Source organism: Bacillus sp. P14.5 (assembly GCF_003316765.1).
GTDB lineage: Bacteria > Bacillota > Bacilli > Bacillales > Bacillaceae_B > Rossellomorea.
Map to the genome: position 1 here is coordinate 289,917 of NZ_NIJF01000095.1, position 12,024 is coordinate 301,940.

Sequence of the window (12,024 nt, forward strand, 5' to 3'; positions counted from 1 at the left end):
CGAATTCCTAAATATTTCACAAGTAAAATATTCCTTTTTCTTCAAGAGATGGTATACTGTTTTTAAGATAATTGTGCGAAAATTAGGATAAAACAATAAGATTGAATCGAAGGGTGACGAAATGAGTCGATATAGGGGTCGTATTACATCTTTTATAACAGTGGCTTTATTTGTGGTCGCTTGGGATTATATGTTTTATTTTATATTGGATAATACTATTAACTTAACAATCGATGTTGTGTATACGATTCTCATTTTGGGGGCCGGGGTATGGCTTGGCGGGTATTACGACCGCCATCAGAGAAATCTGGAACAACTGAAGGAAAGCGAAGAGAAGTACCGCACATTATCCGATGAGATGAGCCTTGTGCTGGAAGAAATCGAAGAAGTGGTTTTTCGGACCGATTCAAAAGGGCAGTTTCAATTTCTCAATCCAGCTTGGGAGAGTTTTTCAGGATATACGGTCAAGGAGAGCTTGAATGCCAATGCCCTCCATTTTTTACCCTTACAGCAGCGTCATGAAGTACTGCCAATAATTAGGACAAGCATTAAAGAAAAGGCAGGAAGTACAAAAGTTGAGGTGCATTATAGAACGAAGGATGGAGGTGATTACTGGGCGGAATTACATATCAAGCTTAATTATGATGAAAATGGTACTTTCAAAGGAACGATAGGCACCATTTCAGACATCACCCATAGAATTTATGCTGAAGAAGAACTGATGAAGATAAACGAGAATCTTGCAGTTCAATCACAAAAGCTGTCGATTGCTGGTCAGCTCGCGGCAGGCATCGCCCATGAAGTCAGAAACCCTCTTACTGCCATCAATGGCTTCCTTCAATTAATGAAATCTGATGCAAATACCAATCAGTACTACCTTGATATCATTTTTGCGGAAATTAAAAGAATTGAAATGGTTCTCAGCGAATTGCTTATGCTTGCGAAACCGCAGGCTGTCCATTTCAAGGAGAAAAATGTCCTGCATATACTGCAGCAGGTTACAGCCTTGCTGCAAACCAATGCAACATTGTTCGATGTTTCCATTCATCAGCAGTATACAAAAAGAGAGCTTTTTATAAAATGTGATGAAAACCAGATCAAGCAAGTTTTTATTAACCTGATTAAAAATGCCATAGAAGCTCAGCCGAATGGCGGAAATATTTACATATCGGCAAGTGAACTCAATGGGCAAGCCTTGCTGACTTTTCAAGATGAAGGGGACGGAATGGACGATACTACGCTAAAAAAACTCGGGGAGCCTTTTTATACTACTAAAGAAAAGGGAACCGGCCTTGGATTCATGGTATGCCTCAGAATATTAAAGGACCACCACGGTTCAATACATGTACAAAGTGAAAAAGGAAAAGGAACGATCTTTGATTTGACCTTGCCTTCTGCCCTTCCCAAAAAATCCAAGAGAGGTAAAGAGGGGGCAAAAGAGAAAGTTTAAGCTGTGAAAATTTTTGCAGCTTTTTTGTGTGGAAAAAATTTCTGCCCTCCCCTTCCAAAGGCGTCAAGTTTAAAATAAAAATAATCGGGAAAGAAAAAACTAAGACAATATATAACTATAAGTTTAGGAGGATGTATTTTTATGACACAAACAGTTTCTTATAATAACACTAATGTTTCATCTAACGAAGAAGAAAAGAACGGAAAGCTTGTTAAGGGAATGGTTTTGGGAGCAGTAGTTGGCGGAGCATTAGCCATGCTTGATTCAACCACCAGACAAAAGGTTACCTCTAACACTAGGAATATGAAGGACTCCACAATGGACATGGTTGGACAAGTGAGAAATGACCCATCTGGTGTGAAAAACGACCTGCAAGATCGGTTGAAATCAGCTCAATCAGTTCTAAAGGAAGCTATCAATGACGCACAAAACTTGTATGAAAAGGTAAATGGAGATATCGTTGACCAAGTCAATCAGGTTAAAGACGAGTCAACTGAAATCCTTTCGACGGCCAAAGAAGCTACTTCAGATCTTAAAGACATCGGCGGAAAGGTTAAGGAAGCTGGTGAAGAAGTAATGGATGAGAACAATTCTAATTCAGGTGGAAGCATGAGCAGCAATTCCGCTGGAAATAGCACAGCCGGCTTTAACAGTACTTCTTCAACAAACAGCACAGACAAAAAAATACCAGGACAGCTTGGATAAAAAACCGGTTTTTACCGGTTTTTTTCTGTTTAAACTCAGTAGGAACGAGAAAGTCAAGGTATAGGACAGGACTTGCAAGCGTGCAAGAGTAAAAACTGAAATCTAATGCTCTGGTAATTCCTCGAGCTCACTCTCAGTTTCAGCTTTTCTCCTCACTAATGAGATTATTACCCTGACAAGTAAAAAGGTACTATTTAACGATACAAAAGTAAATAACCAGTTCCAGCCTTTCCTGTATTGTATCAGGTTTGTCTTCTTTTCAAGCCATTGTTCTATTATGGTCATCGGAATACTGAAGTAGAGGACTCTTATAAATATAGTCCGCCAGCTTTTCTTGAAAGTGGCAAAGTTGTAATAGACACAGCTGATAGGAAATAATAAATAATCAAAGATAAAACTGGTATCAAATAAGTTGATTAGTTTAACAGGATACTTAATATACCCTTTCTTTACCACAAACTTATCAAGTATAGAAGAGATATAACCCTTTACCAAAAAGATAATCAGCCAGTCTTTAATCGGCGGCTTTCGAAGGATATTCATAAAGGAAAGTATACCAAAGCCAAGCAAAAAAACTAATATTTTCTTCTCAAACTTCTTCTTCACCCTTATCCCCCTTATTCTGCGTTCCATGATCAAAGATAGGTGGCAATAGCCATGATTTTATGCGAAAATCTTTATGTTATATTTTATGTCTTTTAATTTCTGCATTTTTCAGGAAAATATACGCTAAGGAATTTTATCATTTTTAACCCAACATTTTTAACCCAAGTAAGAAGAAAGGCGGAGTTCTTAATGGGGCTGCTATTGGATTTATCAGGAATCATTATTGGGGTTATATTATTTTTTGCAGCTTATCGGATGTATAAGAAGGGGAAAGAATAGCCACTGGTAAAGAAAATGTCCTTGGGGGTCTGCACCACCAAGGACATTCAGAATTATTAATAATAGTGATTTCAACTCAAATTTGGCGGGACTGCCTGGGAATCGAACCCAGCGGAGACGGCACGCGCCTCCCAAGCGGTTTTGAAGACCGAGGCATGCACCAGCAACACAATCAGCCCCACAAGAGTTACATAAGCATCCTCTATTATGGAGAATTAACAGGGAAATTTCAAGCGGGAAGTTCTAGGTGTTTATATTCAGAAATAATACAAAATTTCCAAGATTTAAACTTTAGGGAATCGAAGGAAAATTTCTTTACCTGCCTGATATTCCCATGATAAGATACTAATCGGCTGAAACATCTATAACTGCGTCTGCAGTGACGTAGGTTTTGCCAGAATTCTATTCAACATGGGCATTTCAGAAAGGATGAAGAACATGAAAAAATTATGGTGGTTAGGATTGGCTATTTTGTTAGCGGTTGCAGGTTGTTCAAACAACGGAGAAAATAATGCGGCTGACAATGATACTGCCGATAATGCAGAGGAAACCGAATCAACCGAAGAATCTGCGGATGTATCCGGAGCGATGATGGATTTCTACTTGAATATGACAAGCACTCTTAACGGAGTAGATAATGAATTGAATGATTATGAAGCTGCTATGAGCGGAGAAGAAGCTCCTACTGCTGAAATGAAAGAGGCTGCTGCTGAATCTGCTGCTGCATCAAGCGAAGCAGTGCAAGGATTGGAAGTATCAGGGGATCTTTCTCAATACGAGGAGGAACTGGAATCATTCAAAACAACTCTTGCCGAGTCTTATGATATGAAAGCTGCTGAACTTCAAAATGAAGAGGTAAACTTTGAAGCAGCCAACGAGAAATTCGCAGAAGCTGAAGAACAAATTGCAAGCTTGCTTGAAGAAGCTGGACTGGTGAAATCCACTCTTAGCAATGACGTCAACGGTTAATATGTAATTTGAAAGAGGATTGTCCTTCATAATGGACGATCCTTTTTTGTTGTATATAAGTCAGGCCAAAACTAAGAACTCTATAAAAACTTCTGGTCCTAATAAGGCAGCACTTCCACTTCTAAGGGAATCCATCTTCAATCTAGGGAGTAAATGAGTGATTGAGAAAGCTGGCAAAAAAATGATATCATGGTGTCTTTTTGTCTCCTTTCCTTCTATATAGAAGGTGAAAGGAGGTGAAGCAAATGGCAACTTCAGACTTGAAAAGTATCAAACTGAGAATGGTCTTAGATATGAGAGGTCATTGCCGTGTAACAAGGCAAACCATTCGTCACGGAAGCAGAAATTACGATTGTATTGAAAATGCACCTCTTTCATATGATCGAAACCAAGTTGAGGCTGTCATTGCTTCCAACATTGTACTGCCACAGGAGATAACTACAAGATAGCTGATAAATAGAAATAGTTCATGACCGGGCATTACTGCGGCTTTCACCGTTAATTCATACCATTCCACTATCTGTAACAACCAGGCAGGAATCTCTGATATAATACGAATAGAATATCTGTTCGAGAGGTGACGATAATGAAATTTATACATACAGCCGACTGGCACTTGGGAAAGCTGGTCCACGGCATCTATATGACGGAACAGCAGCGGGAAGTTCTGTATCAATTTGTTCAATTAGTAGAAGAAGAACAGCCTGACGCAGTGGTCATTGCCGGTGATCTTTATGACCGCTCCGTACCACCGACTGAAGCTGTGGAATTGCTCGATGAAATCTTATACAAAATTAATGTAGAGTTGAAGATTCCGGTAATCGCTATATCTGGAAATCATGACAGTGCTGAAAGACTGTCATTCGGGACATCGTGGTATAAACAAAGCAGATTATACTTGAAAGGAAAGCTGACGCATGACTTTGCACCAATAGAAGTCGAAGGTGTTAATTTTCACTTGATTCCCTACGCGGATCCTGGAATTGTCAGGCAGCTTCTTCAAAACGATTCCATTCATTCCCATCATGATGCAATGCAGGCTATCGTCGGTGAGATTGAAAAGCATATGGATCCCGGACGGCCGCAGGTATTTGTGGGACATGCGTTTGTTCTGGGAGGGAAAACTTCTGATTCGGAAAGAACTTTGTCTGTAGGAGGTTCGGGCTGTGTCGGTTCAGAATTGTTTGATCCTTTTCACTATACAGCTCTTGGACATCTGCATAGTCCGGACGCCATCAAGCACGATAGAGTGAAATATTCAGGTTCACTATTAAAATACTCTTTTTCTGAAGCCAAACAGAGAAAGGCTGTTTCAATTGTTGAAATTGATTCTAAGGGAAATATCTCGATACAGGAAAAAGCACTCACACCAAAGCAAGACATGCGGGAGATAGAAGGCTTTATGGGAGAGCTTCTGGATCCGGGCTTTTACAACAATCAAAAAACAAATGATTTTCTGAAGGTGACCTTGCATGACGAGGGGGCCCTTATTGACCCCATTAATAAATTGCGCCAGGTTTACCCGAATGTTCTTCATTTAGAAAGAAAAGTAGAACAATATGATTTAACAAGAAAAGAGAATTACTCGACATTAAGGGATGAAAAAAAGTCTGAGCTCGAACTTTTTCAGCAGTTCTACACTGAAATGACCACTTCTGATTTCTCAGAAGAAAAGAAGAAAATAATGATTAATGTCATTGAGAAGGCGAAGAGGGAGGCTGAAAAGAAATGAAACCTTTAAAATTGACCATGCAGGCGTTCGGACCCTATCCTGCTGCTGAAACCATTGACTTTCAGCTTCTTGAGAACCGGACAATGTTTGTGATTTCCGGAAAAACCGGATCTGGAAAAACGACCATTTTTGATGGAATCTCATTCGCCATCTATGGAAAAGCATCTGGAGAAGACAGGAGCGGGAACGATCTCCGCAGCCAATTTGCCGATGATAATGATTTAACGGAAGTCTCACTGACTTTTTCCTTGAGAGGGAAAACTTATCTCATTACAAGGTCTCCTCAACAGGAAAAGAAGAAAGCTCGAGGGGACGGTTTTACAACCGTTAACGCAAAGGCAGAGTTTTATTCAATAGATGAGAGCGGGGCAAAAGAGCTGCTGGCTGCGAATGTCAGGGATGTGGATGAGAAAATCAAAGAAATCATCCAGCTTGATGCGAACCAGTTCAGGCAGATTTTGATGATTCCCCAAGGAGAATTCCGTAAGCTCCTTACTTCTGACAGTAAAGATAAAGAAGCGATTCTTCAACGGCTTTTTCATACCGAGTTTTATAAAACCATTCAGGATAAATTGAAAGAGGAAAGTGATCTCCTGAAAAGGGATGTGGAAAAAGCGGTTGAAGACAGGACAAGGAACCTCTTGGGAATTCATCCGGAACAAAATGAGGAGTTAAGGGAGCTTCTCTTGGAGGAGCCCTTGAATGATACTCTTATAATAGAAAAGCTTGTAAATCATAATAGTGAAATGAATGAGACCTTGAATGATTTGAGCCAGCGTTTTGATAGTAAACAGAAAGATAGAGACCAGCTTCAAAAGCAAATAATACAAGCACAGAAGCTGGTAGAACAGTTTGAGAAGAGAAGAGTGCTTCGGGAACAAAAGCAAATTCTTGAAAATAAGAAAGAAAAAATTGAAAGATTAAAAGAAGAGATCCAAAAAGCCCGCCAAGCGGACAAGCTGTTAAAGCAGGATGAGTATTGCCATAGGTTGAATCGTGAATTAAAAACGGTGGAGCAAGAATTAGAGAATCTCCTTAGGCAAAATCGTGAACTGAAGAACCATTTGGATTCTGCCCGTGAAAATTGGGAACAAGAGCAGAAGAAGGAAGAGGAAAGAGATGAAGCTGGAAAGAGGGTTAATACTCTTGAAGGCCTGCGGGAAGATGTATTCTCATTCGGACAATTAGAAGATGAAGTCACTAAACTTGAAGGGCAGCGCAAACGTTTAAATGACTCTATTAAACAGGCAATGGAAGAGCTGGCTGCCAAGAAGAAGCTGCTGCAGGAGCAGGAAGTTAGAAAAGCTGATCTCGAAAAGCTTAGGATTGAACTATTTGAAACAGAAAAAACCATTTCTGTTCTGCAAAACAATGAGAAACTATTCTTACAATACCATAAAATAGTAAATGAAGGCCGAAGCGTCACAGCCAAACTGGAAATGAGAAAGCAACAGCACCAAAAGGCTTTAGTAGAGCTTGAAGATGCCCGCTCCACCTTGGAGTGGCTGGATAGTAAATGGAATAAAGCACAGGCTGGTATACTTGCATCTAAACTGATGGAAGGAGACTCTTGCCCGGTCTGCGGATCCGATCAGCATCCCTCTCCCGCACATCTGCAAGATGAACTGCCACACGAAGAGGATATTAAAGCCGCTAAAGAAAGGGTAATAGAAAAAGAAAACCGTTTAAATGATGCAAGCAGGGGCTTTTACGAAATTGAAGCACAATATTCATCGCTTGAAACACAAAGGCAAGAAGCATTCCGGGAAATTACGCAAATCCTGGAGAACTTCAAAGAGGAAAATATCCAGCTTGAAATCGAGTCTATAAAAAGCCAGGTGCAAGCTAAGCAAAATGAAATGAATGCAGGCAATCATCAGTTGGGGGAACTTCAGCCTCTTATTAAGAATATGGAACAAAATAAGAATTCCATAGAGCTGCAGGATGGAAAGCTCGAAAGACTGAAACAGGATGAACTGATGCTGTCAGAAGCGTATCATGCTAAAAAGGGCGCGTTGGAAAGCAGACGATCGGCGATTCCGGCCGAATTAAGGACCAGAGAAAAATACACTTCGGCATTGAATGCAGCTCAGAAGGAATTGATTTTGTTAAAATCATCCTTCGAAAAAGCTCAGGAATTATTTAACCGCATAGGTAAAGACGTTTCTGTTAATGAGGCACAAGTTAAGGATAGACAGGATGCGGTTTTTAAACTAAAGACAGAGATGGATGATGAACGACAGAAGTTTCTAAACATACTCGAAGAACAAGGCTTTGAAAGTTACAAAGCATTTCAGGAGGCTAAACGGTCAGACTCAGATATTAGTTCAATGGAAAAAGTCGTGAGCGGCTATGGCGAGGAAGTACGTTCGGTAACTGACAGACTGGAAGAACTTGAAAAAGCTCTTCAGGACACTGAACAACCAGACCTTGAAGCTCTTCATCAGCACTTCTCCATAATGAACGATGCATTGAAAAAACTGAACGAAGAGTTTAATTCCATGAAAATGAGAAAAATTGAAAATGAATCGATTCTGGAATATGTTCGCCAACTCAACAAGCAAGTGAAAGACCTTGAAATTAGATACAGCCTGGCGGGACATCTTGCAGAGATGGCAAGGGGACAAAATACGCACCGTTTGACATTTGAACGGTATGTATTGGCATCTTTCCTGGAGGATATCCTGCTGGTTGCAAATGACAGACTGATGAAGATGACTTCAGGAAGATACAGCCTGATCAGAAAGAGGGACAGAAGTAAAGGAAATGTGCAGAGCGGCTTGGAGCTGCTTGTTTTTGATCAATACACAGGGCAGGACCGGCACGTGAAAACCCTTTCAGGTGGAGAGAGCTTCAAAGCCGCCTTATGCCTTGCACTGGGTCTTGCAGATGTTGTTCAACAGTACGCAGGAGGAGTTTCCCTGGAAACGATGTTCATAGATGAAGGGTTTGGCACTCTGGATCCCGAATCTCTTGACCATGCGATCGAGGCACTAATGGATATCCAAAGCAGCGGACGCCTGGTCGGGCTCATCTCACATGTTCCTGAACTTAAAGAACGAATAGATGCCCGTTTGGAAGTCATCTCATCGCAAACAGGAAGTACTACCAAATTTCAATTTTTAGCCTAAATGCGCAAGAAGGGACCTGGAGATTTCCAGGTCCCTTACTAATACCACATAATATATTTATATTTTCATAAACTTTGTTGCTTTTTATATAAATTTTGTAAGGCCAGGCCATGATTCATCTTATATATCCTGCTAAGCAAGAAAGTAAAGAGTTACTCACTCCGAGTAGAGATAAAACCAAAGTATTCGGGCGGAATCCTGGCTCTTTGGATTTTCCGCGGGAACAATTTATTTGAAAACTACCATATTTAAAGAAGGCTATTTTCGCATAAATTAGTGCTTTCGGAAAAATCCCTGGAACCGGATTTTTCCCGGGTACTAGGGGTTTAGGGATCAGCTCTTTTCTGTTCATGTTAAATAGGTTATACCGTAGAATTAAGGTTGTTTTTCTCGGGAATAAGATTATATAGCCACAAAGTTTACGAAAAGAGCGTTTAATAAAAGCAGCATTCATCTTTCCTGCTGCTGTTTAGTGATTAAGGATGAAGGGTAATTCGCAGAATAGTTTATTATGCTGCAGGGGCTTTCTATTGGCATAATTTTCTACTAAGATAGAGATATCCAAGAAGAGGGGGAGTCATATAATATGGAATTGTTCTTCTTTATTTTATTCATTTTGCTGTCTGCAGCGGCATCTTTTTTCTGGAGCTGGAAGCGGCTGATAGATTTTAACAGTTACAAAAAGCCGTTTCTGGAAGGAACCATTTTGAATTTCCTTATTTTATTGTTCGGCTCATTTTGCTGGTTTCTGATTTCGAACGACCCTGAAGAAAGGTTGACAGGTATTTTTTACTTTCTTACAGCCTTTTTGGTGATTATGGTTGCAAATGGAGCAACACTGGCATTTCTATTTTCTAAAAGGAAGGATACCACTTCATGAACAAAATTGGAATCGATGCTGGCGGCACGCTTATCAAAGTGGTATATAATGAAGGGGGAGCCAGGCATTACAAGACCTTCTCATCTCGCGACCTTGATTCTTTAAGTCAGTGGCTTCGCTGGCTGTCCCCTCACTCAGAATTCTGTCTGACTGGCGGAAGAGCCGGTCAAATTAAAAACTTATTTGAAAATGCATCAGAAATACCGGAGTTTGAAGCAGTATGCTCGGGTGCAGCCATCCTGCTGTATGAGGAGCACCAGAAGAAGAACCCATTTATTTTAGCAAATGTTGGAACAGGAACTTCATTATTTTACGTCGATCCTGAAAGGAATCAGCATCGCCGCCTTGCCGGAACCGGTATGGGGGGCGGTACCATTATGGGGCTTGGGAGATTATTAGCTGGTTTAGAAAGTTTTTCCGAAATTATTCAAACAGCCCAATCAGGAAATCGTGAAAAAGTCGACTTGTTGGTAAAGGACTTATATGAAAACGAGAAGCCTCCAATCCCTGGACACCTCACTGCGGCGAACTTCGCAGGTGAATTTTCAGGTGAGGAGACCCCTGCGGATGCACTACGTTCGTTAATCAATATGGTGGCTGAGAATATCATTCTTCTTTCATCACGAGAAGCGCAAGCGGAAGGAATCAAAACAATCGTTTTTTCTGGGGGAGCACTGAAAGGCAATACTTTACTAAAGAAAGATTTTGGTCAATTTCAGGATATTATTGAATACGAACCGGTTTTTTTGGAAAATGGAGCTTATGCCGGGGCAATAGGCTGTTTAGGATTAAATTAAATTTGATTAAGAAAGCTATGAATTTTTGACGTGATTTCTTAGGGGCAGCATTGAAAGAAGTACCAGAGTTTGGAGAATTTTGGACATCAAAAAAGTATAACTAACATTGCTGACTTCCGCGGTTATATTCTCGCCGATCACCCTGCCCTATTAAATAATCCTTTTGAAGCAGATGGGTCTGTGCATTTCCGAAAGTAACTTCTCCTTCAACACATATTTACGCAGCAAAAGGCATGGTGCTATAATTATGGGTTTTTTATATAACTCTTCACAAAATCTTCAAGTATAATCATTGGAACAGATTGTATTCATCGTTTGTTTAATCTACCATAGATTAAGAGGACAATTGTTTGAAGAAAAGTGTTGTGGAGGGATATCCTTGGTTAAAAGAATTATGTTGCTGACGTTCGTGATAATTACTTCGGCTTTTTTAGCTGCTTGCGGGAACGGAGGTTTTAAAGCTGATCATAATTGGAAGGTACAGGATTTTAGTTATACGAATCAGAATAATGAAACAGTCAGCTTGGAAGATTTAAAAGGGAAAGTATGGCTTGCCGCCTTTATTTTCACCAACTGTGATACAGTGTGTCCACCTATGACTTATAATATGACTCTGCTGCAAGAAGAGCTTCAAGAAAAAGGTATTGAAGATTACCAAATCGTTTCCTTCAGTGTCGACCCGGAAGTGGATACTCCTGAAGCTTTATCAGAATATATCAGTAAATACGATGCTGATACAAGTAAATGGGATCTCTTGACAGGTTATTCGCAAGACCACATTTCTAAATTTGCCGAAAAGTCATTTAAATCTCTTGTGGCGGATGATCCTAATTCGGATCAGGTTGTCCATCAGACCAGCTTTTATTTAGTGAATCAAGAGGGCAGGACTGTAAAGAGTTACAGTGGTTATGAAGATGTGCCGTTTGACCAGATTGCTTTGGATATGGAAGCGCTGATCAAAGAAGGGAAATAAATGAATAATCTTAGAAGGACAGCTGAATCACAGATTCCACTGAGAATATACCGAATTATAGAATCTATTTCTCTTTAACATAGAAAAAGTCAACTATACTTCCTGAAATCGGAAGAAAGGTTGACTTTTTTCTATGGATGCATTCCTCATTTTATGTATTTGTTGGAAAATTTACCTGCCGGGGCTGGAAAGGTACTTTCTCACCTAAACGCTGGAAAGATGCTGATTCAAGGATCTGATATGTGATAAGTGGTACCTATGAGCCAGATATAGTTCTTTGGCTAGTGATATAGAGGGGAAAATTCCCCTTATTTACTAAAAAGTATGTGATTACTAGCTTAAATAGAGGGAGAAACTCCTCTTATTTGACTAAAAATCAATAGAAAATAGGTGCTCTTTTTCGGCTAAGGGGAAAAACTCCTTCTATTCACATCAAAATGAGCTGCGAAATTGAAATTAACGGGAAAATCTCCCCTTAATTTTACCGGTGGATTCTTATTTA

10 protein-coding genes and 1 tRNA gene are annotated in these 12,024 nt (G+C 40.0%); 9 read left to right on the plus strand and 2 right to left on the minus strand.

The window, feature by feature from the left end; all coding sequences use genetic code 11:
- Window positions 1-190 precede the first annotated feature (190 nt).
- Together B9Z54_RS19450 and B9Z54_RS19455 are read left to right on the plus strand one after the other, a co-directional pair.
- The gene (locus B9Z54_RS19450; RefSeq protein WP_162785294.1) at window positions 191-1,450 is read left to right on the plus strand and encodes an ATP-binding protein; all 1,260 of its coding nucleotides are present in this window, start codon (window positions 191-193) and stop codon (window positions 1,448-1,450) included.
- Window positions 1,451-1,591: 141 nt separating this feature from the next.
- Window positions 1,592-2,155 (plus strand): YtxH domain-containing protein, encoded by a 564-nt coding sequence (locus B9Z54_RS19455; protein ID WP_113930030.1) that lies wholly within the window; start codon window positions 1,592-1,594, stop codon window positions 2,153-2,155.
- Window positions 2,156-2,257: 102 nt separating this feature from the next.
- Here B9Z54_RS19455 and B9Z54_RS19460 read toward each other — a convergent pair whose 3' ends face one another.
- Window positions 2,258-2,761, minus strand: coding sequence for a CBO0543 family protein (locus B9Z54_RS19460; RefSeq protein ID WP_113930031.1), 504 nt, complete (start codon window positions 2,759-2,761; stop codon window positions 2,258-2,260).
- A gap of 362 nt (window positions 2,762-3,123) precedes the next feature.
- A tRNA-Sec gene (locus tag B9Z54_RS25010) sits at window positions 3,124-3,220 on the minus strand.
- Between the two features lie 258 nt (window positions 3,221-3,478).
- Here B9Z54_RS25010 and B9Z54_RS19465 point away from each other — a divergent pair.
- From B9Z54_RS19465 to B9Z54_RS19500, 7 genes are all read left to right on the plus strand, one after another.
- Window positions 3,479-4,009 carry a hypothetical protein gene (locus B9Z54_RS19465; RefSeq protein ID WP_113930032.1) on the plus strand — a complete coding sequence of 177 codons (531 nt, stop codon included), beginning with the start codon at window positions 3,479-3,481 and terminating at the stop codon, window positions 4,007-4,009.
- Window positions 4,010-4,254: 245 nt separating this feature from the next.
- Window positions 4,255-4,458: a hypothetical protein gene (locus B9Z54_RS19470; RefSeq protein WP_113930033.1), complete on the plus strand. Its 204-nt coding sequence runs from the start codon at window positions 4,255-4,257 to the stop codon at window positions 4,456-4,458.
- Between the two features lie 137 nt (window positions 4,459-4,595).
- Window positions 4,596-5,741, plus strand: coding sequence for an exonuclease SbcCD subunit D (locus B9Z54_RS19475; RefSeq protein WP_113930034.1), 1,146 nt, complete (start codon window positions 4,596-4,598; stop codon window positions 5,739-5,741).
- A complete protein-coding gene (locus B9Z54_RS19480) occupies window positions 5,738-8,872 on the plus strand; it encodes an AAA family ATPase (protein WP_113930035.1) in 3,135 nt (1,044 codons plus the stop codon). The genes B9Z54_RS19475 and B9Z54_RS19480 overlap by 4 nt, the downstream gene beginning before the upstream one ends.
- A gap of 586 nt (window positions 8,873-9,458) precedes the next feature.
- The gene (locus B9Z54_RS19490; RefSeq protein ID WP_113930037.1) at window positions 9,459-9,752 is read left to right on the plus strand and encodes a hypothetical protein; all 294 of its coding nucleotides are present in this window, start codon (window positions 9,459-9,461) and stop codon (window positions 9,750-9,752) included.
- Window positions 9,749-10,549, plus strand: coding sequence for a type II pantothenate kinase (gene coaW, locus B9Z54_RS19495; protein ID WP_113930038.1), 801 nt, complete (start codon window positions 9,749-9,751; stop codon window positions 10,547-10,549). The genes B9Z54_RS19490 and coaW overlap by 4 nt, the downstream gene beginning before the upstream one ends.
- 379 nt (window positions 10,550-10,928) lie before the next feature.
- Entirely contained in the window at window positions 10,929-11,522 is a 594-nt protein-coding gene (locus B9Z54_RS19500) for an SCO family protein (RefSeq protein WP_113930039.1), read from the plus strand.
- Window positions 11,523-12,024: the final 502 nt, after the last annotated feature.